Genomic DNA, 22,248 nt, shown 5'->3' with positions numbered 1-22,248 from the left:
TTCTTGCTATTGTTTTCATTTTATTTTATTTAAAATTAATTCTTTTTTTTTAAACTCGACTAGTTCGATAGAGTAAATGTAATAAGTATTTTTCGAACCACCAAACTAAATTTTCATATTTAACATTAAAATTTTATCATTACGAGTAATATCAATTTATTAGACATAATAAAATTTTGATTTTACTTCACTTTCGAATAAAAAAAAACCTCTGCAGTTACGCAGAGGTTCTATATATAGGTTTGAAAATAAACTACAATAGTGTCTCTGCGGAAGGCTCCGGCATCATACAAGACATATTGCAAACTGTAAATTTCATTTTTCTTTTATTTTGATCCGGCAAATGTCTGAACAATTTTTTAATCTTCCAAACAAAAAGTAAATTAATTTCCATTACCCTATCAGATTAGTATGTTTATGTTAAATTTCTGCTTATAAAAATAAAAAAAGTTGAACTTTAATTTGCAAATCAAAATGGTTTTGTACTTTTGCACGCGAATACAGAGGAAAAATTTGAACTGATTGCAACCTCTTCATAATGAAATGGTTCGTTATGAATACTGAAAGATTGATTTCAGTAGTAAAAAATGCTAAAGCAGAAACTCTCCTTTAGCCCTTTTAGCAATTATTTTTCCTCGCTTAATTTTAATTTAATAATTATTATGGCTTATTTATTTACGTCAGAATCTGTTAGTGAAGGGCATCCAGACAAAGTTGCAGATCAAATTTCGGATGCATTAATTGATAACTTCTTGGCATTTGATGCTGACTCAAAAGTAGCATGTGAAACTTTAGTTACAACTGGTCAGGTAATTTTGGCTGGAGAAGTAAAATCGAATACCTATCTTGATGTGCAACAAATTGCTCGTGAAGTAATCCGTAAAATTGGATATACAAAAAGCGAGTACATGTTTGAAGCAAATTCTTGTGGAATTTTATCAGCAATTCACGAACAATCTGCTGATATCAATCAAGGTGTAGACAGAGCTAAGCCAGAAGAACAAGGTGCAGGTGACCAGGGAATGATGTTTGGTTATGCAACTAACGAAACTGAAAACTTCATGCCATTGGCACTTGATTTATCTCATAAATTATTACAGGAGTTAGCTATTTTAAGACGTGAAAATAAGGAAATAACTTATTTACGCCCAGATGCTAAATCTCAGGTAACTTTAGAATATAGCGACGATAACAAACCAACTCGTATTGATGCGATTGTAATTTCAACTCAACACGATGATTTTGATGAGGAAGCTACAATGTTGGCTAAAATCAAAAAAGATATTATCGAAATCCTGATTCCAAGAATTATCGCTAAAAATCCAGCTCACGCGCATTTATTCAATGATAAAATCAACTACCATATTAACCCAACAGGAAAATTCGTTATTGGAGGACCTCACGGAGATACTGGTTTAACAGGAAGAAAAATCATTGTTGATACTTACGGTGGAAAAGGAGCTCACGGTGGTGGTGCTTTCTCTGGAAAAGATCCAAGTAAAGTAGACAGAAGTGCTGCTTATGCTACACGTCATATTGCTAAAAACTTAGTTGCTGCAGGTGTTGCTGACGAAATCTTAGTACAGGTTTCTTACGCAATTGGAGTTGCGGAGCCAATGGGTATTTTTATTGATACTTACGGAACTTCTAAAGTAAACTTAACTAACGGTGAAATTGCTAAAAAAGTAGAAGCTATTTTTGATATGCGTCCTTACTTTATCGAGCAACGTTTAAAATTAAGAAATCCTATTTATAGCGAAACTGCTGCTTACGGACACATGGGACGTAAACCAGAAGTAGTAACTAAAACTTTTTCTGCTCCGGGAGGGCATTCAAAAACAGTTACCGTTGAGTTATTTACCTGGGAGAAACTTGATTTTGTTGACAAAGTAAAAGCTGCTTTCGGATTGTAATTTAATCTGAAACTTTATATACAAAAAGAGGCTGTCTATTCATTTAGACAGCCTCTTTTTTTGATTCGGAATAATTAATATGTTCCGTCCTGCATCTTTGTTAAGGTCTCTTTGATTTCGATGGCTGTTTCTTCTTCGACCTCAGCATTTAGATATTTCACAGCTAATGTTTGGGTTTCGACAGCTTTTTGTTTTTGTCCGTCTTTATAATACAATTGTGCCAGAGTGTCTAAATAATAAGGATTGTTCTTAGTTACCGCCAAACTATACTCAGACCAGCCAATTGCAGATTTTAAAAAGTTAGCATTACCAGGTTTTAAAACTACTGTCCATGCAGCTTCATTACATAAGTTCGAATGGTATTCTTTAAATGCATTCCATCCATTGTATGAGTAATCAGAATTTGGATCTAAAGTCGCGTACATTTCATCTAATCGTTCAATTGCGCTTCCTTTATCTGTTGCCAGATTAGTATTGAAATAACTGCTAAATTCTTTTAAATAACTAGTATTCGAACCGTCTTTATCTTCTGCTTCACCTAAATAGGCAAAGTAATTTCTATAACATTCAAAGTTTCCTTTTCCGGCAGCAATTAGTTTTTTATAAACAGCTATTGTCTTGTCCTTATTCGCTGCTCCTGAAACTCCATCTGCTTCTATATAGGTATTTTGTTGCAATGCAGCAGTAATTTCAGCAATTACATTTCCAATCAAATGTGTTTCTCCTACTTTCTCATTAAAAGTCACTCTTTGCGTTTCTATAGCATCAGCATGTTTAATCAAATAATCAATAGATAAAAAATCAGTATCAGTTAACACTTTATCTTCATTGAAAAATTGCTTGTGAAATCCTTGATTTTTAATTTCTTTCAGAATTGTTTCTACCAGATACATATTGGGTTTTGCATCTTTTTGATGCGCTTCAATTAGTTTTTTCCAGGTTTGAGAAACTGTTTTTTTATCTAGCGTCACTTTTACAAGCTTAAAATCTTCAGGATTCTCCGAACTTGCTTCAGCATAATCATAATCGTAAGGCAATTCGAGAACCGCAGCTTTATTAAAAGCCATAATCAAATCGGCATCCGTTGCTTTTTTATTTTTAACTGCTTTATCAAAAGAAAGTAAGGCATTTACCCGCTGCGCTTTTTTATAAAATCCGTCATAATAATTGAACTGAGCTTGTTTCTCCGTCAACTTAGATTTTGAAGTTGCTAAAACAGCTCCATTTTCATTTAATATAATTATGCTTGGACTATCTGTTATTTTATTGGTTTTCAGCCATTTTTTATCTTCGGCGGAAGCCAAATAATAATTAAAAAGATCGTATTCAGCGTGATATGCATCATACATAGTATATCCAACCTGCGTTTCCTGCTCTTTAATAAAAGTATCAAAATCAGCTTTCGCCGATGGATTTTTACTGTCAACATACACAACCAAAAGTTTATTTTTAGTTGATGAAATAGCGCTTTTTAAATTATTTTCGATCTTAAACTTAAAATCAAATTTAGTTGAAGGATAAGAATCTACAACAACCGCAGTACTATCAACCGCTACATTTTCTGTACCAAAATCATCACTTACCAATGCTTCTTTTCCCGGATAAGTCCAGTTTGAAATAGTCTGACTTTCAACTGGAACTACTTTAGAAACTGTAGCCTGAGGCGTATCTTTTTCATTTAAAAAAACCAATGGATTTTTTCCTTTTTGCTCAGAAATTCTCAACTCATTTGTTTTTTGATCAAAAAAACCGGCAATATTTAAATCGTTTACAGCAGCTAATTGATAGTTAATAGTCACTTCAGAAACATATTTTGGTAGCGCAAATTTTGACAATTTACTTTCGCCATTGTAATCCTCATAAACTAAATACAAATAATCTGCTTTATCAATTTCAAATTCTAAATTGGTCTGAATCCATTCCGGGTCGACTTTAGTTCTGATATCGGTTATTTTTTGATATTGAACAGGATTGTTTGAATTTTGCGTTCCGATATAAAACGAATAATAAGACGGATCCAAAAATTTAATTTTAACTTTCTGCGCTTTTTTATCACTTTTAAAAGCAACTTCAAAAGCATTCTCTGATTTTACTTTTTGCGAAAATAAAAGTGAATCCCCTTTAATTTCATACTCTCCTGAATAAAAAACCAACTCGTATTTATTATCCTCTAATAAATTCAATTTTATTTTTTCTCCTTTATTTGTAGACAGATAAGTCCCTTTCTGAATACCTTTTGTCTGAGAAAACGAAACAAATATTACACAAAAAACGGATAAGAAACTCCAGATAAAATTACGCATGCTTAAAATTTTGGTTATTAATATTGCGTGCAAAGATATCGCATTGCTCATTAAACAAATCACAAAAAAGAATAATTTGTAATTAAAATACTATAAATTATATCTCATTGAAAAGATGATATAGCGAGGCTGCACAGTGTATTGAGAAACACGCGTAGAGAATTGTGAGAAGCTATCATCGTTCAGATATGTTGTATTCAACAAATTTGTCGCCGAAACTTTATACTCCCACTTGCTGTCTTTTTTTTGATAAATTAAACTGGCACTTAAAAAATCATATTCGTTATCAACTGTTTTATTAGAACTATAATAATGATAGAATTCATATTCTGACACAAATGAGAAGCTATTCCAGAAGTAATAATCTAATCTTGCAAAAGGCTTATCTGTATAATACGTTGAACCACTGTATTGATTGATTAATGCATTATAGCCGACTTCTAAATTCGGAAAGTTTTTATAATTTGTTGAAGCTCTAACGGTGTAACTCTGGGTAAAACTTTCTGTAGTGGCCAAAACATTATTCTGAATATTATTGAATTTTGACCAATTGAAACTTGCAACTGCCGATGCTTTGTAATTCTTCAAAAAAGAGCGTCCGTAACTTCCCATTCCGGAAAAAGTTTCATCTGCCAAATTAGAATTATAAGGCACTGAAGATTGATTGATTCCATCAAAATCAGCTTTGGTTTTGATAGCGTCTACTTTTTTAGTATAGGTTGCATTGGCAAAAATGTTCTCAAAATTGAACATATTATATTTAAAGTAACGCAGCGAATGCACTTGCGATGTTGCATTTTCTAAAAATCGATTTCCTCTAAATAAACTACTGTAATCAGATAAAACATAACCTGCTGCCAACTGATTTATATCTGTAAAATCATTTGATAAAGAAAAATTATAAGTCAGTGTTTCTGATTTTTTGATCTGATATAAGGCGAAAAAATCAGGCAACACTTTTGTAAAATTTTGAGAATAATCTGTTCCCAGCTGCGTATTTGTCATCGAATAAGAATGCAAGCTAATACCAGGTGTCAGAGTAAATTTTCCTGATAAGATCTTATAATGAAAACCTAAAAAAGTATCATTAAAATTATAATTAACCTGATTGTTATTTTGTGGATCATTCAAATCATTTCTATCACCATTATCCAGCATTTGAAAAATATGAGAATTGAAATCCTGATACGAATAGGTATTTCCTAAAGTAATATTAATGTTACTTTTTGGCGTCACCATATAATAGTAATCCAGCTTAGCATCGAGCTTGTTTGTTTTCACAAAACGATCCTGATTCAAATCATTTCGTTGCTGACCTGTAATATATCCAGACAAATCAAAAGGCTGCGAACGTAAATTAGCATTATAAAACGGATTTTCGTCCTGATATAAATGCTGCATCTCAAAAGCAAAAATATTTTTATCACTTTGTGTATAATACAAACTCAAATTTTGATTTACCGATGTTGGATTCTGCTTTTTATTTGTCAAAATGGTTTCAACAGACGAAATATCATTTACAACCGATTCACGCAACAAATCAGTGTCTTCATCTTGTTTAGATAATTTGGTTAAGATGTCATAATCAAACTGAAATTTATCATTTGGTTTATACGTCGAACTCAATTTAAAAAGCCCCAAATTATTCTTTTGGTGTGTTAGTTCATCTCGTTTCTGTTGATCACCCGAATCTAAAATCGTAGTCTGAGATTTGGTTTCTAAATCTGTTTTTGACGCAGAAAGTATTCCGAAACCACTAATATTCCAAGCTTTTGTAACGGAATAAGCAAAATTGGTAGCGCCAAACTTCGTTTCAATTTCTTTCGCTCGGTTATTTCTTAAAAGTGAAATTCCTAAATCATTTGATGAAACATTAAAATTGCTTCCACCCTTTTTCATCATATTTTTAAATCCTCCCGTGAACTTAAAATAATCCTGAGCGGTCAGGGGCAATTCGCCAATATTATTAAAATTGGTAATTAAATTAATGGAGTATTTTGGGCTGTAATAAAACAATTTCGGGTTAATAATATAACGACTGTCGAGTTCTGCAACCCCAATTCCGGCCGTTGCATCACCAAACCAAAAGTTCTTTTTACCTTCTTTCAGTTTAATATTCATGGCCACATTATCCTGATCGTTTTCTAAACCTTTTAAAGCACCAACTTCATTGTAATTTCGTAAAACCTGAATTTTATCAATGGCATCTGCGGGAATATTTTTAACCCCAAGTTTGGTATCACCATCAAAGAAATCTTTTCCTTCAACCATTAATTTACTGACTTTCTTCCCTTCAACTTCAATTTCTCCATCGGCATTTACCTCAACCCCTGGTAATTTTTTCAATACATCTTCCAGCTTTTTTTCTGTTCCGGATTTAAAAGAATCTGCATTATAAACAATGGTATCTCCTTTTATTGAAACTGGCATTTCGCGAACAATTTCGACACCTTCAAGTTCAATTCCTGAGCCATCCATGACAATATTCTGAACTATATTTTCAGTGCTGGTTGAGATTGAAATTTCTTTAGATTTCATTCCGAGATAACTTACTTTAACCGTATAAGCAGTATTTGGTTTTAAAGTAAGCTGAAATTTTCCTTTATCGTTGGTAATTCCGTAGGAGTCCATTGCTTTTGTCCCATTGTTAACCGCCATAATATTGGCCATTTCCAAAGGGTTTTTCTGTTCGTCCTGAATAAAACCATCAAAACGTACCGTTTGGGCAAAGGATATATACGTCATCAAAAAAATGACAAAAAAGAGTATATTTTTCATGGAAAAAATCTATTGTGAAATGCAAAAAAAATTAACGTCTAATCATTACCGGACCACCACCCGGACCACCTTCACGGCCACGATTCATTTCTCTAAATTCTTCCATCTTTTTAATTACAGTTTCATCGTAATCTTTTTGAGAAATCACTTTACCTTTTGTAGGCGCTTTTATTTCGACTTTGTCTTTAGCATTTAAAACAATCTTCGAACATAAAATTGTTGTTCTTCCATCGTTCACCTCTAAAATCAAACCCGGTAAGCCCCAATAGCTTTCAGGACCTTGATTAACTGGAATTTCCGGAGAATACCACGCGGTTATGATAATCTCTTTTGGAATTTCAAAATTGTCTGCAAAATTAGTTTTTGTTTCTCCTGAAGTTTTCTTGCTATCTTCTTTTTTATCTTCAGCCTTTTTTTCGTTCTCATTTTTAGGTCTGAAATTTCTAAAATCGGTTTTACTTGCTTCTTTTACAGCTGTTGCTTTATAACAAGTGTAACCACCAATTTGTTTGGTTTCCGATTCCATTTTCCAATTTAATTTTGGAAGAGAATCTATAACCAGAAACTCTTTTCCCATAAACTCTTTGTCAACTGTATATGATTTGCTCTTCACATCTTTATAAAAAGTGCCTCCACCACCCATAAAGGAATTCATCATGATACGCATTCCTCCACCTTGTTGACCCGGAGTTTCTAACTTTTCTTCTTCTTTATAAATAGATGCCGATTTATCGAAATTTAAAATAAAGGTTTTCTCCAACATTTTTTTCATTCGCTCTTCCATGCTTTTCTGCATTTCCGGCGTAATATCTCTATTTGCACGCATTCCATCCATTTTAGGCGCCTGCGTTTTTGACTCATAAACCGCCATTCCCTGAAAATCTTTTTGCGCATGCATTTGAGTAAATGCTAGCACTAAAGACATATATAAAAATATTTTTTTCATTTCATTTTCTTTTAAATTGAGTTCATTATAAGAACTTACTCTCAAATGTATTATTAATTTTAAAATACAAAAAATTAAATATATCAATTCGTATAACCTATCGACGAAATCAACTGTTATTTAGATTGTTGTAATTATGAAAAGGTTTAAAGGCAAAAACAAACTAAATATGCCATTTACTCTATTTCATACTATAGTTTTTCGTAATTTGGCTTCTTTGAAACCCATTTCTTATGAAGAAAACAGTGCGCAAAATTTTAATTCTACTTTTTATCGCTTGTTCATTTTCTGCTATTTCTGCGCAAAATCAAAAAATAAAGGCTTCTTTAATTTCAAACTTCATAGTTGATATTGATACCTTTTTGGGTTATGATTCTTTTGGATTTTCTTATTATATAAAAAATAATGTCTTTAAAAAATATAAGGGAAATGAGATCTTTGAGTATAAAAATGTTTCATTGGGAAATATTACAAAAGTCGACATTCTTAATCCTCTTAAAATAGTTTTATTCTATGAAGATTTTAATACCGTTGTTTTGTTAGACAATCAATTAAACAAGATGACAGAAATTAATTTTTCTCAGAATAATACTCCCATTGTTGTACCAGCAATTGGCATGTCAACCCAAAATCAATTATGGATTTTCAATACTTTGAATCAACAAATTGGTCTTTTTGATTATTTGAAAAATGAATACAAAACAGTTTCCACCCCTTTAACAGAAGCTATAAAATATTATCACACGGACTTTAATACCTTTTTTTGGATTGATAAAAAAAACAATTGGTTCTCTTGTGATATTTTTGGAAAAACCACGGCTTTAGGAAAAGTTCCTGACTTTGATAAAATTGAAATTTTAAACGATCATCAATATATTTTCAGCAAAGCTAATTTGTTGTATTTTAAAGACATTAGCAGTGCAAATTCAGCTACAGTTTCTGAAATTGAAATTTTACAAAAAAGCTTTGATAAATTCTGTTACAAAGACCAAATTTTATCTATTTTTACAACTAAAGAAATCACCAATTATAAAATCGTAACACCGTAATGCACATAGCAATAGCAGGAAACATAGGCGCTGGAAAAACAACTTTGACTAAATTATTGGCCAAACATTTTAAATGGGAACCCCATTATGAAGATGTTGTTGACAATCCTTACTTAGATGATTTTTACCACCAAATGGAGCGTTGGTCGTTTAATTTGCAGATTTATTTCTTAAACAGCAGGTTTCGTCAGGTGCAACAAATTCGCGAAAGCGGAAAAAAAATCATTCAGGACAGAACGATTTATGAGGATGCTTACATCTTTGCTCCCAACTTGTATTCTATGGGTTTAATGACAAGTCGTGATTTCGAAAATTACACTTCTTTATTTGAATTGATGGAATCATTGGTAAAAGCTCCTGATTTATTGATTTACCTGAGAAGTTCTATTCCGAATTTAGTGGGTCAGATTCATAAACGCGGACGCGAATACGAGAATTCAATTTCGATTGATTATTTAAGCAGATTGAATGAAAGATATGAAGCCTGGATTCAGACTTATAACAAAGGAAAACTTTTGATTATAGATGTTGACAATATTAACTTCGTTGATAATCCAGAAGATTTAGGAAACATCATTAATAGAATTGATGCTGAATTGAACGGATTGTTTTAGTGTTCGAAATATACATTATAAAAAAATGCCTCTAAAATTAGAGGCATTTTTGTTTTTAAACAATAGTACAATTTTAATTTGTAATTATTTTCTTATTTTTATATTCTCTTCTTAAAAACATTTCCCAAATTGGGAAAATATACCTATATTTGCCTTACGTTTATGAGAATAATAGCTAAAAGAACATTACAAAATTTTTGGGAGCGTTTTCCAAATTCGAAACAACAATTATTATCGTGGTATCAGGTTTTTGATAAAAATAACTTTGAGAATTCAAATACGGTCAGATCAATGTTTGGATCGGCCGATTTTGTTGGGAATAATAAAGTAATATTTAATATTTGCGGAAATCATTATCGTTTAATCGTCAAAATTAATTACAACACACAGATTGTCTACATTTTATTTGTTGGCACTCATAATGAGTATGACAATTTAAAAGATATTAAAACATTGTAAAATGGAAATAAGACCAATTAAAACAGAACACGACTATGAATTAGCCTTAGAAAGAGTAAACATTCTTTTTGATGCTAAACCTAATACAGAAGAAGGAGATGAATTAGATATTTTGGTAACACTTATTGAAAAATATGAGAAGATAAACTATCCCATTCCTGACCCAGACCCTATCGAAGCCATTAAATTTATGATGGAACAAAATGGACTTACTGATGCTGATTTAGGTGTTCTATTAAATAGCCGCTCAAGAGTGTCAGAACTTTTTAAACGCAAAAGAGCTTTAACAATAAAGCAAATTAGAATTTTAACCGAAGAACTTCACATTCCAGCATCAATTTTAATAAAAGAATATGCTTTAGACTTATAAACAAAAATGCCTCTAAAATTTAGAGGCATTTTCTATTTATAACTAACAATGATTTTTTTTATTTAGCAGCTTCAATCTTTGCTTTTACTTCTGCTTCAGTTCCTTCGTAAACTTCAGTTGTGGTTTTTCCGTTTTCAGTTTTTGTTACGGTTCCAACGGTAACACCGTTTGTGGTAGACAAATTAACCTCAACACGTTTTTTACTATATTTAGAAGTATCAAAACAGTCTGTTCTTTGATTAGCATATTTTCCGTTTGCATCATAATGTGCCAAACATTTTGCTGTTTCTTCAGCAGTACATCCTTTTTCTTTGCACATTTTAATACATTCTTCTTTTGTCATTCCAGATAAATCGCCACATTTAGACACTCCGCCTGCATGCATTTCCATTTTACAGCACGATCCTTTTTCAGCCATAGTTGAAGAAGAATGTCCTTCTCCCAAAATTGGAGCAATTACAAGGCCTATTAAACACGTCAATTTAATCAAAATATTCATTGAAGGCCCAGAAGTATCTTTAAACGGATCACCAACAGTATCGCCGGTTACAGCAGCTTTGTGTGCATCCGAACCTTTGTACGTCATTTCGCCATTGATCATAACTCCAGCTTCAAAAGATTTTTTAGCATTATCCCAGGCTCCTCCGGCATTGTTTTGAAAAACAGCCCAAAGTACACCAGAAACAGTAACTCCAGCCATATATCCTCCTAACATTTCAGCAATTAACTGATTGTTATCTGCATAAACTAATTTACCTAATAACACAATTGCAATTGGGAAACCAATTGTCAAAATACCTGGTAACATCATTTCGCGTAAAGCAGCTTTTGTAGAAATTTCAACACATTTTCCATATTCAGGTTTTCCGGTTCCTTCCATGATTCCAGGAATTTCCTTAAACTGACGACGTACTTCATATACCATATCCATTGCAGCTTTTCCAACAGAATTCATAGCCAGAGCTGAAAAAACTACCGGAATCATTCCACCGACAAATAACATCGCTAAAACTGGCGCTTTAAAAATATTGATTCCGTCAATTCCTGTAAACGTTACATAGGCAGCAAACAAAGCCAGTGAAGTTAATGCTGCTGATGCAATTGCAAAACCTTTTCCTGTTGCTGCAGTAGTGTTTCCTACTGAATCTAAAATATCTGTTCTGGTACGCACTTCTTTTGGTAATTCACTCATTTCTGCGATTCCTCCGGCATTATCTGAGATTGGCCCAAAAGCATCAATCGCTAACTGCATTGCTGTAGTTGCCATCATTGCTGAAGCAGCTAATGCAACTCCATAAAATCCTGCCAAAGCATAAGAAATCCAGATTGCCGCAGCGAATAATAAAACGGTCGGAAAGGTAGAAATCATTCCGGTTGCCAAACCTGCAATTACGTTTGTCCCAGCTCCAGTAGATGATTTTTGTACAATTGCCATAACTGGTTTTGTCCCTAATCCCGTATAATATTCCGTTACTGATGAAATAGCTCCACCAACTACTAATCCAACTAATGTGGCATAGAAAACACGCATTGATGAAATATCTTTAGATCCTTCTCCGAAGAAACTCATTTGCATAGTTTCTGGTAACATATGTTGTACTAAGAAGAAGCAAGCTATTGCGGTTAGAGCAATTGAAAGCCAGTTTCCTATGTTCAATGCTTTTTGCACTTGTGCTTCTTTAGCATTATCATCAGATATTCTTACAACTAGAGTTCCAATAATCGAAAATAAGATTCCGAAACCGGCAATTGCCATCGGAAGTAAAATTGGCCCAATTCCTCCAAAAGCGTCTTGAATTGAGCCGCCCATATCTTTAATAACATAATTTCCTAAAACCATTGCGGCCAAAACTGTTGCTACGTACGAACCAAATAAATCAGCTCCCATTCCGGCAACGTCACCCACATTATCTCCAACATTATCAGCAATTGTTGCTGGATTACGAGGATCATCTTCTGGAATTCCAGCTTCTACTTTACCTACTAAGTCAGCACCAACGTCAGCAGCTTTCGTGTAGATTCCCCCACCAACTCTGGCGAATAATGCGATTGATTCTGCTCCAAGTGAAAATCCTGCTAAAGTTTCCAAAACAATTGTCATCGTTTCAGTATCCTTCCAAACCCCGCCTGATAAAATATTAAAGAAAATTATAAAGAAACCTGTTAAGCCTAAAACTGCTAAACCTGCAACGCCAAGTCCCATTACAGTTCCACCGCCAAAAGATACTTTCAAGGCTTGCGGCAAACTCGTACGAGCGGCTTGTGTGGTTCTTACGTTTGTTTTAGTTGCTATTTTCATACCTATATTACCAGCGTAAGCTGAAAATAATGCTCCAAATATGAATGCAACTACTATTAATAAATGCGTTTTAACCCCAGGAATAAAAGTAATACCAGCTAAAGCAATACTGGCGATAATTACAAAAATGGTTAATAATTTATATTCAGCTTTTAAAAAAGCGAGGGCGCCTTCATAAATATAATCTGAAATCTCTTTCATTTTTCCGTCGCCTGCATCTTGTTTTAAAACCCAAGCTCTTTTTATTCCCATGAAAAGTAATCCTAAAATTGCCATAACAATTGGCAAGTAAATCATAAATGCATTCATAATGTTTTAGTGGTTTTGGTTAATAGTCAACAAACTAACTAAAACGAATTTAAACAAAAAAGCAATACTCCTAACGGAGTATTGCTTTTTTTATAATAGAATAGGGTAAAAATTATTTAATACTAAATAATCCCTCTGGTTTGTTTTCGATATCATTAAAACGTTTAGTACACTCAGCAATAATTGCAAATGCTTCGTTTACGTCTCCCCAACCTTCAACATCTACTTGTTTGTTTTCAAGATCTTTGTAAACCTGGAAGAAATGCTCGATTTCTTTCAATAAGTGTCCGTTAATATCAGATAAATCATTTAATGAATTCCAGATTGGATCTGAAACTGGTACACAGATAATTTTTTCATCTGGTCCTTTATCATCTGCCATGTGGAAAACACCAATTGGCTTTACTTCTATAACACATCCAGGGAAAGTAGGTTCATTTATCAAAACCAATACATCAAGAGGATCACCGTCAAGAGCTAAAGTTTCTGGAATAAATCCGTAATCAGCAGGATACATCATTGAAGAGAACAACATTCTGTCAAAACGCATTCTTTTGATTTCAAAATCGTACTCATATTTATTTCTGCTTCCTCTTGGTATTTCGATCAATACATCGAAAGTCGTTAGTTTGTCTGCGGTCATTTTCGTTTTTTATTATTTCTATAAATTCGATTGCAAAAGTAACTAAAGAATCCTTTTTTACAATAAAAAACTGCATTAATCTACACACTTTTCTGTTAAATAACAAACAGTTAATATGTAATTTTTCTATTTCGTTTGTTTAAATAATAATGCCACAATAAATAGGTCGCATAAGATCGATAGGGACTCCATTGTTTAGCATGGATTTCCATTTCGTTTTTGTCGTGAATATCCAATAATTCTTTGATCGTATTTACAACTGCAATATCGCCTAACGGAATCAAATCTGGCTCTTGCAAACAAAACATTAAGTAAATATCAATAGTCCAATTTCCAATTCCTTTTAACTTAATAAGTTCTTCCCTGACTTGTTTTGCCGATTTTGAAGCCAGACTTTCAATGTCTAATTCCTTATTTAAAATAGCTTCAGCCAAAATTTTAATGTATTTTGTTTTTTGTCGACTTACACCTAACGCCCGAAATTCTTCATCTGACAAAATCGACATAGTTTCAGGATTACAAATTGTATAGGCTTTGATTTTTAAAAATGTGGCTTTCGCCGAATCAATAGAAACTTGTTGTTCGAGTATTAGCAATACCAAAGTTTCAAAACCCTGAGGACGTTTTGGAATTGGCGGTAAACCATATTTGTTGATGATTTCCTGAAATATTGGATTTTTAGTTGATAGAAAATCGATTGCTTCTTGCATTACTCTGGCTTTAAATCTATTCCAAAATTAAATAAAAAAGAATCTCGAAAAGTCGCAGAGGCGCAAAGTTTTTTACACGCAGATTCTGCAGATTTAAACAGATTGGCGCAGATTTTATAATTTCAGTTTAAAACAAATCTGCTTAAATCTGCGTGAAATACTATCGCATAAACAAAAACGCCAAGTTGCAAAGAAATAAACTTAGCGACTTGGTGTCTTTGTGGCAATAATTTTATTTTTAGAAATAGAATCCGAAAGATCCTTTTACTGCAAATTTATTGGCATCTGGTGTATTCAGATAACTTCCTCTCCAAGAGAAATCAATTCTGAAAACCTTGAAGATATTTCCAATTCCTGCGTTGTATTCCCAGTACACATTTTCTGGTGCGTTATAAGGCTGATCGGAAGCGTTGATGGCTCTGTTTGCGTCAGAAATAGTTCCATATACTCCTTTTACACCCACAAATTCTCTCCAATTTAATTTTCTCATAAATGGAATTCTGGCAAATAACCTTCCTCCAAAATCATGATTCCATTGTAAGGTCGTATATTGGTCTGTTATGAATTCGTAGAAATTCAGGTTACTAAACGTATTTTCAATTGTAAAGTAAGTCTGGTTACCCGGAATAACACTCATTAATCCTAACGGAATTGTTCCAAAAGTCTTACCTGTTTCTAAGATAATATTAGATCTTCCTAAAGGCCCGATTATAATAGGTTGTTTATAGTAAATCTGTATTTTTTCATAAGCAAAGTCGCTATTAAAAACACCTTTTAAACCATAACTAAAGTTCACAAAGAAATGACTAAATGGGCTATCTACAAGATCTCTTTCTACTCCAAAACCAATAGTTTTACGGTTTGGCATAAACTCAAACTGAATATTAGCTTCAGATTGTGTTACCGCGCTTGCTACAACTCCTGCAGGATTTGAAGCGCTTGGTAATGTAGTATAATAATCTAAACTAAAAGTAGGCGAAGCCGATTCTAAAGTTCTATAAGAAAGTCCTGCCTGAACAACAAAATTCTTCTTAGGTTCCATTTCAACAGAAATATTACTCAAATTAATATTGGTTAATTTCCCGTTACTTCCTGTTGTAAACAATGCAGAAGAAGCAAAACTTCGTCCTAAAATATCATTTGTCGTGGTTAAACTGGCACCAATTTGTTCGATGTCCCGCCTGTTTCCTCCAGAAATGATGACTCTTTTTTTCTTGTCAACCATCCATTTTCCTGAAACGCCATATTTGAATTTACTATCATCAAAACCATAGGCTGTATAAGCTTGTATACGCCATGGATCGTTTGGTCCAAAATAGGTTCTTCCTCCCACTCTAATTCTCAGACCTTCGACTTCATTATACCCGAATGTAGAAAAAATTGGTCCATAATCGAAGTTTTTGAACTCCACATAACCACTTCCTAAAATAGAGACCAGATTATATATTTGCTTGAATCGCTTGACGGTCTGCAAAGTATCGAGCATTTTATAAATACCCAATTCGTCTTTATTTAATTTCTCAAAACGATTCTCCTCCCAAAATTCATCAGGTCGGTCATAAACCGCATTGTCTATATAATTGACTTCTTCTTTGTAAAACTTCTCAGGTTTTTGAATATTGAATTTATGATTTCTATATAATGTCGTTCGTTTTCCATAAACTCCCTTCGATTTTTCCTTTTTATTCAAAGCAAAATCAGACATCATATAATCGCGGGTCAGCAGAAAAACTGAATCATTTTCTACATCAAATTCCTGTTCGATATAAATATCTTTTACCCAGTTAATATTGGCACTTTTAGTAACGCCCATATTAATTTTCTTGATAGCAAAAGTGGTATCGTTTACCCAAAAATCTCCTTTAAATGTTAATTCGTTTTTTCGTCTTGGATAAAAAACAATATTATAACACCATTTTTTATCGATATAAGCACTGTCTTTTAAGACATAATTATATACATCAATTCCTGTTTTTGAAAGTGGACTTGTAAAACTTTTATCAAAAAAAGTAAGGTGATTATCGTAAATATTATAATCTGAATAAAGATCTTTCACAAAAGATAAAATCTGTTGATTTCCATTGAACCCAGAGGTTTTACTTCCGGCAATATTCTCTTTTATTTTCTTTAATTTATTGTCACCATATACATCATACACAGATTCATTGATGAAAATTGGCAGGTATGTTTTTCCTGTAACATCAGAAGTATCCACATGATTAAAAACAAACTCCATTCCTTTAAAGAGCTTATTTTTCATAAAAGCACTGTCAATCGTGTTCATATCAAACTCGATTTTTTCGTACTTCTGCATTTGATACTGATTGAATTGGTACAAACCGTTTTTACGTTTTCGTTCCCAAATTTTTCTCAAAATATCTAGTGCAGGGTTATTTTTTTTTGATGTCTTTCCTGTAAAAATTACAACTTCGTTTAATGCTTCAGCTTCGCTTAAAACAATTTTAAAATTATAATTAACTGTTTTTTCCAAAGGAATTTCTTTATCTGAAAATCCTGCTGAAGTGACTAATAATGCCGTATACGTTTTTGGCGACTCTAAATAAAAACGGCCATCCTCATTTGAAACTATTCCGGTATTTGAACCCTTAAAAACAATATTAGCAAACGGAACAGGCTGATTCAATTTATCCAAAACAATTCCGCTCACTTTAGTTTGTGCAGTAGCAATATTCGCAAGTGCAAATACAAAAAACAGGCTGAGTAAAATTATTTTCTTTATCATGTGGCAAAAAAAAACTTCATCAATTAATATGACTGATGAAGTTTTATAAGTATTGTTTATTTGACTATTTGTACATTACTTTCTTTACTGCTTTTACTACATCAGCTGCATTTGGCAACCAGTCTTTTAGTAAAACAGGAGAGTAAGGTGCAGGAGTATCTGCTGTTGTAATACGCTGAATTGGCGCATCAAGAAAATCAAAAGCTTGTTCCTGAACGATATAAGTGATTTCAGATGAAATACTTGCAAATGGCCAAGCTTCTTCTAAAATTACCAAACGATTTGTTTTCTTAACTGATTTTAAGATTGCTTCGTTATCCATCGGACGAACAGTTCTTAAATCGATAATCTCACATGAAATTCCTTCTTTAGCTAATTCATCAGCAGCGATAAAAGCTTCTTTGATGATTTTTCCAAAAGAAACAATAGTAACATCTGTTCCTTCACGTTTAACATCAGCAACTCCTAGTGGAATTGTGTATTCTCCATCTGGTACTTCACCTTTATCACCATACATTTGCTCAGATTCCATAAAAATTACAGGATCATTATCACGAATTGCAGATTTTAAAAGTCCTTTTGCATCATAAGGTGTAGAAGGAACTACAACTTTAAGACCAGGAGTATTAGCAAACCAGTTTTCTAAAGCTTGAGAGTGAGTTGCTCCTAATTGACCTGCAGAAGCAGTTGGTCCACGAAAAACAATTGGCACATTAAATTGACCACCAGTCATTTGACGCATTTTAGCAGCGTTATTTATAATTTGATCAATACCTACTAAACAGAAGTTGAAAGTCATGTACTCAACAATAGGACGACAACCGTTCATTGCTGATCCTACTGCAATTCCTGTAAAACCAAGCTCAGCAATTGGAGTATCGATTACTCTTTTTTCACCAAACTCAGCAAGCATTCCTTTTGAAGCTTTATATGCTCCATTGTATTCTGCAACTTCTTCGCCCATTAAATATATGGATTCATCGTGACGCATTTCTTCGCTCATCGCTTCACAAATGGCCTCTCTAAATTGTATTGTTCTCATATTTATATTGTATGTTGAATTTTCTGAAGAGCAAAAATAAATATTTTAAATAACTTAAAAGCATAAATTGAATTTAAAATCACACGAACTTCGCCCTCTTCTTTCGCTTTTAACGTTTAAAATTTTATTGTGATATTTACGAAATCGATATAATTGTGATTTTTCTACCCGTAAAACATTTTTCAGACAAACCCTGCCTTATTTGTTTAATTCTGATTTCATCGGATTCTATCTTCAAACGGAACAAAGCAAAAATTAGTACACACAGACCTAGAATTTAACAGTTGCCCCACAAAGTACCATTGCAAAATTCCTAAGAATCAGAGTGCATAACTGAATTTTCACTTTCAAATTCTAATAAAAACACTTTCAAATTCCATAATCTGCGAAAACGTAATAGTTTTTAAAAAATATTATGCATGCATAGTATATTATTCCGATTTTAATTTCTAAATTTGTCAAACCATATTATAAATATCAAAATATATACTTATGAAAATATTAGTTTGCATCAGCCATGTGCCTGATACTACTTCAAAAATTAACTTCTCCAATGGTGATTCAGAATTTGATACCAATGGTGTACAATATGTAATTAATCCTAATGACGAGTTTGGTTTAACACGTGCAATTTGGTTTCAGGAACAACAAGGAGCGACTGTAACTGTTGTTAATGTTGGAGGACCTGATACAGAGCCAACTTTACGTAAAGCACTGGCAATTGGTGCAAACGAAGCGATTCGTGTAAACGCTAATCCAACTGATGGTTTTTTTGTTGCAAAACAATTAGCAGAAGTTATTAAAAATGGTGGTTATGATCTAGTAATTGCCGGAAAAGAATCTTTAGATTATAATGGTGGAATGGTTCCTGGAATGATTGCAGGAATTTTAGGTTCAAACTTCTTAAACTCTTGTACTTCATTAACAGTAGAAGGAAATAATGTAAAAGCAGTTCGTGAAATCGATGGTGGAAAAGAAACTGTAAGCACTACTTTGCCTTTAATTATTGGTGGACAAAAAGGTCTTGTTGAAGAGAAAGATTTACGTATTCCAAACATGAGAGGAATTATGACAGCAAGAACAAAAGCTTTAACTATTCTTGAGCCAGTTGACGCTCCAGTAAATACAAAAGCGGTGAAATTTGAAAAACCAGCTCCTAAATCAGCAGTGAAATTAGTTTCTCCAGATAATTTAGATGAGTTAGTTAATTTATTACACAACGAAGCGAAAGTAATCTAGTAACCGTTCTCAGTCTCGGTTTTCAGCCTTCAGTCTACAACTTGAAACCTGAAACCTGAAACCTGAAACTAACAACCTTTAAACAAAAACATTATGTCAATATTAATATATGCAGAATCTGCAGAAGGAAAATTTAAAAAAGTTGCTTTTGAATTAGCTTCTTATGCTAAGAAAGTAGCAGAATCATTAGGAACTACTGTAACGGCTTTAACTGTAAACATCAGTGATGTAAGCGAGTTATCTAAATACGGAGTTGATAAAGTTCTAAAAGTAAACAACGATAAATTAGCAGGTTTTACAGCTAAGGCTTACGCCGATGTTATCAAACAAGCTGCTGAAAAAGAAGGAACAAAATTAGTTTTACTTTCTTCTACAACAGATAGCATTTATCTTTCATCATTAGTTGCAGTAGCATTAAACGCAGGTTTTGCTTCAAATGTTGTTGGATTACCATTAAGCACTTCACCTTTTCAGGTAAAAAGAAATGCTTTCTCAAACAAAGCTTTCAACATTACTGAAATCAGTACAGATGTAAAAGTTCTTGGTTTAGCTAAAAACTCTTACGGAATTTTCGAAAGTGCAGGATCTGCAACTGAAGAAGATTTCAACCCATCAATTGGAGACAATGATTTTGGTGTAAAAGTAGAATCTGTAGAAAAAGTAACAGGAAAAGTTTCTATCGCTGATGCTGATATCGTAGTTTCTGGAGGACGTGGGTTAAAAGGACCTGAAAACTGGGGATTAGTTGAAGATTTAGCTGCAGTATTAGGTGCAGCAACAGCATGCTCTAAACCAGTTTCAGATTTAGGATGGAGACCTCATAGCGAACACGTTGGACAAACAGGAAAACCAGTAGCAACAAACTTATATATTGCAATTGGAATTTCTGGGGCGATTCAGCATATTGCCGGAATCAACTCTTCAAAAGTAAAAGTAGTAATCAATAGTGATCCTGAAGCTCCTTTCTTTAAGGTGGCTGATTATGGTATTGTTGGTGATGCGTTTGAAATCGTTCCTAAATTAACAGAGAAATTAAAAGCTTTTAAAGCACAACATTCTTAATTTAAAATTCTCTATCAAAATATAGCTGCCTAAAAACAAGATAATCGTATCTTTGTTTTAGGTAGCTTTTTTGTTCCATATTTTTTGATTAAAATTGCACCTTTATTTTTCAATCAAAAAAAGTATTAAAATGAGGCATTAAATGCCCTTTTTTACCCATATATATGAGTCTAGTAAAATTGTCCATAAAAGGAATTTCATACAGTCAAACTCAAAATGGCGCTTATGCCTTAATTTTGAATGAAGTTGATGGTGAAAGAAAATTACCAATTGTTATTGGTGCTTTTGAAGCCCAATCGATTGCTATTGCCTTAGAAAAAGAAATAAAACCTCCTCGCCCATTAACACACGATTTATTCAAAAACTTTGCTGAAAGATTTGATATTGTTGTAAAACAAGTCATCATTCACAAATTGGTAGATGGTGTTTTCTATTCAAGTTTAATATGCGAAAGAGACAAAATCGAAGAAATTATTGATGCCAGAACTTCTGATGCAATTGCACTTGCTTTGCGTTTTAATGCTCCGATTTTTACTTATAAGAACATTCTGGACAAAGCCGGAATTTATTTAAAATCAAATACTGCAGACACCGATTCTGGCGCTCAGGAAATTGACGATGTTCTTTCTAATCCTGAGACTTTTGGCCACGAAGAAGAAAGCAATCAATCTGGCGATGTATATGCGAAACATACATTACAGGAATTAAATGAACTTTTAGATCAGGCCGTTTCTCAGGAAGATTATGAGAAAGCCGCTAAAATTAGAGACGAAATTTCGAAAAGATAATTTTAAACTGTAAGCCATAAGCTTTAGGCTATAAGCTTAAAGCACAAAATATAAAAACAAGCTATAAGTTATTAGGGAACTGCCTAAAGCCTATAGCCTAAAGCTTAAAGCAATCATGAAGCAATACTTAGATTTAGTAAAACATGTTTTAGAAACCGGTTGCCAAAAAGGAGACCGAACAGGAACAGGAACAAAAAGTGTTTTTGGTTACCAAATGCGTTTTGATTTAAGTGAAGGTTTCCCCATGGTTACAACCAAAAAACTACATTTAAAATCGATCATTTACGAACTCCTTTGGTTTTTAAAAGGTGATACTAATATTAAATACCTGCAAGATAACGGTGTGAAAATTTGGGATGCCTGGGCAGATTCAAATGGCGATTTAGGTCCTGTTTACGGTCATCAATGGCGCAATTGGAATAGCGAAGAAATTGATCAGATCTCTGAATTGATTACAGAACTAAAAACGAATCCAAATAGTCGCAGAATGCTGGTTTCCGCCTGGAATCCATCTGTTTTACCAGATACGAAAAAATCATTCGAAGAAAACGTAGCAAACAACAAGGCAGCTTTACCTCCTTGCCATGCCTTTTTTCAATTTTATGTTTCGAGTCCCGATATTGAAAAAGGCGAGACAAAAGGCAAACTTTCTTGTCAATTATATCAACGAAGCGCTGATATATTCTTAGGAGTTCCTTTTAACATTGCTTCTTATGCATTGTTAACTATGATGATCGCTCAGGTTTGTGATTTAGAGGCAGGCGAATTTATACACACTTTTGGAGATGCACATATTTACAACAATCATATTGAACAATTGGAGTTGCAATTAAGCCGCGAGCCAAAACCATTACCAAAAATGATTTTAAATCCGGATATCAAAAATATTTTTGATTTTGACTATAATGACTTCACGCTTTTAGATTATGAACCACATGCTGGCATAAAAGGAAGTGTTGCTGTATAATAAAAAAAATCCGC

The 22,248-nt window shown here is 33.1% G+C and carries 17 protein-coding genes; 9 read left to right on the top strand and 8 right to left on the bottom strand.

Annotated elements, in window-relative coordinates:
• The first annotated feature begins 662 nt into the window (after positions 1–662).
• Complete coding sequence (metK, locus tag BUA98_RS04520) at positions 663–1,913, top strand: methionine adenosyltransferase (RefSeq protein ID WP_072970402.1); 1,251 nt, start codon at positions 663–665, stop codon at positions 1,911–1,913.
• A gap of 74 nt (positions 1,914–1,987) precedes the next feature.
• Here the strand turns inward: metK and BUA98_RS04515 are convergent, their stop codons facing one another.
• From BUA98_RS04515 to BUA98_RS04505, 3 genes are all read right to left on the bottom strand, one after another.
• Complete coding sequence (locus BUA98_RS04515; protein WP_072970401.1) at positions 1,988–4,216, bottom strand: hypothetical protein; 2,229 nt, start codon at positions 4,214–4,216, stop codon at positions 1,988–1,990.
• A 90-nt stretch (positions 4,217–4,306) separates the two neighbouring features.
• Positions 4,307–6,994, bottom strand: coding sequence for a carboxypeptidase-like regulatory domain-containing protein (locus BUA98_RS04510; protein WP_072970400.1), 2,688 nt, complete (start codon positions 6,992–6,994; stop codon positions 4,307–4,309).
• A gap of 31 nt (positions 6,995–7,025) precedes the next feature.
• On the bottom strand, positions 7,026–7,940 hold the full coding sequence (locus BUA98_RS04505) for a GLPGLI family protein (protein ID WP_072970608.1): 915 nt from the start codon (positions 7,938–7,940) through the stop codon (positions 7,026–7,028).
• A 233-nt stretch (positions 7,941–8,173) separates the two neighbouring features.
• Here BUA98_RS04505 and BUA98_RS04500 point away from each other — a divergent pair, with 233 nt between their 5' ends.
• The 4 genes from BUA98_RS04500 to BUA98_RS04485 all read left to right on the top strand — a co-directional run bounded on the left by BUA98_RS04500 (position 8,174) and on the right by BUA98_RS04485 (position 10,432).
• Complete coding sequence (locus BUA98_RS04500) at positions 8,174–8,989, top strand: hypothetical protein (RefSeq protein ID WP_072970399.1); 816 nt, start codon at positions 8,174–8,176, stop codon at positions 8,987–8,989.
• Entirely contained in the window at positions 8,989–9,603 is a 615-nt protein-coding gene (locus tag BUA98_RS04495; RefSeq protein WP_072970398.1) for a deoxynucleoside kinase, read from the top strand. Before BUA98_RS04500 ends, BUA98_RS04495 begins: the two co-directional genes overlap by 1 nt.
• Before the next feature lie 162 nt (positions 9,604–9,765).
• Positions 9,766–10,062: a type II toxin-antitoxin system HigB family toxin gene (locus tag BUA98_RS04490; RefSeq protein WP_072970397.1), complete on the top strand. Its 297-nt coding sequence runs from the start codon at positions 9,766–9,768 to the stop codon at positions 10,060–10,062.
• A gap of 1 nt (position 10,063) precedes the next feature.
• Positions 10,064–10,432 (top strand): helix-turn-helix domain-containing protein, encoded by a 369-nt coding sequence (locus BUA98_RS04485; RefSeq protein ID WP_072970396.1) that lies wholly within the window; start codon positions 10,064–10,066, stop codon positions 10,430–10,432.
• Between the two features lie 58 nt (positions 10,433–10,490).
• Here BUA98_RS04485 and BUA98_RS04480 read toward each other — a convergent pair whose 3' ends face one another.
• The 5 genes from BUA98_RS04480 to BUA98_RS04460 all read right to left on the bottom strand — a co-directional run bounded on the left by BUA98_RS04480 (position 10,491) and on the right by BUA98_RS04460 (position 18,178).
• A complete protein-coding gene (locus tag BUA98_RS04480) occupies positions 10,491–13,040 on the bottom strand; it encodes a sodium-translocating pyrophosphatase (RefSeq protein WP_072970395.1) in 2,550 nt (849 codons plus the stop codon).
• 112 nt (positions 13,041–13,152) lie between these two features.
• On the bottom strand, positions 13,153–13,683 hold the full coding sequence (locus tag BUA98_RS04475; protein WP_026983866.1) for an inorganic diphosphatase: 531 nt from the start codon (positions 13,681–13,683) through the stop codon (positions 13,153–13,155).
• 110 nt (positions 13,684–13,793) lie between these two features.
• Entirely contained in the window at positions 13,794–14,393 is a 600-nt protein-coding gene (locus BUA98_RS04470) for a DNA-3-methyladenine glycosylase family protein (protein WP_072970394.1), read from the bottom strand.
• Positions 14,394–14,631: 238 nt separating this feature from the next.
• Entirely contained in the window at positions 14,632–17,133 is a 2,502-nt protein-coding gene (locus BUA98_RS04465) for a DUF5686 family protein (protein ID WP_072970607.1), read from the bottom strand.
• A gap of 67 nt (positions 17,134–17,200) precedes the next feature.
• Entirely contained in the window at positions 17,201–18,178 is a 978-nt protein-coding gene (locus BUA98_RS04460) for a pyruvate dehydrogenase complex E1 component subunit beta (protein ID WP_026983869.1), read from the bottom strand.
• Positions 18,179–18,670: 492 nt separating this feature from the next.
• On the opposite strand from BUA98_RS04460, the gene BUA98_RS04455 reads away from it, so the two are divergent.
• From BUA98_RS04455 to BUA98_RS04440, 4 genes are all read left to right on the top strand, one after another.
• Entirely contained in the window at positions 18,671–19,417 is a 747-nt protein-coding gene (locus tag BUA98_RS04455) for an electron transfer flavoprotein subunit beta/FixA family protein (protein WP_072970393.1), read from the top strand.
• Positions 19,418–19,510: 93 nt separating this feature from the next.
• Positions 19,511–20,479, top strand: a complete 969-nt coding sequence (locus tag BUA98_RS04450; RefSeq protein ID WP_072970392.1) for an electron transfer flavoprotein subunit alpha/FixB family protein — start codon at positions 19,511–19,513, stop codon at positions 20,477–20,479.
• A gap of 164 nt (positions 20,480–20,643) precedes the next feature.
• Positions 20,644–21,267 (top strand): bifunctional nuclease family protein, encoded by a 624-nt coding sequence (locus tag BUA98_RS04445; RefSeq protein ID WP_056190192.1) that lies wholly within the window; start codon positions 20,644–20,646, stop codon positions 21,265–21,267.
• A 115-nt stretch (positions 21,268–21,382) separates the two neighbouring features.
• The gene (locus BUA98_RS04440; RefSeq protein ID WP_072970391.1) at positions 21,383–22,234 is read left to right on the top strand and encodes a thymidylate synthase; all 852 of its coding nucleotides are present in this window, start codon (positions 21,383–21,385) and stop codon (positions 22,232–22,234) included.
• Positions 22,235–22,248: the final 14 nt, after the last annotated feature.

The sequence above is a fragment of the Flavobacterium saccharophilum genome (assembly GCF_900142735.1).
GTDB classification, from domain to species: domain Bacteria; phylum Bacteroidota; class Bacteroidia; order Flavobacteriales; family Flavobacteriaceae; genus Flavobacterium; species Flavobacterium saccharophilum.
The sequence above is the reverse complement of the archived record's forward strand: the minus strand, read 5'-3'. Positions and strand labels throughout refer to the sequence as shown.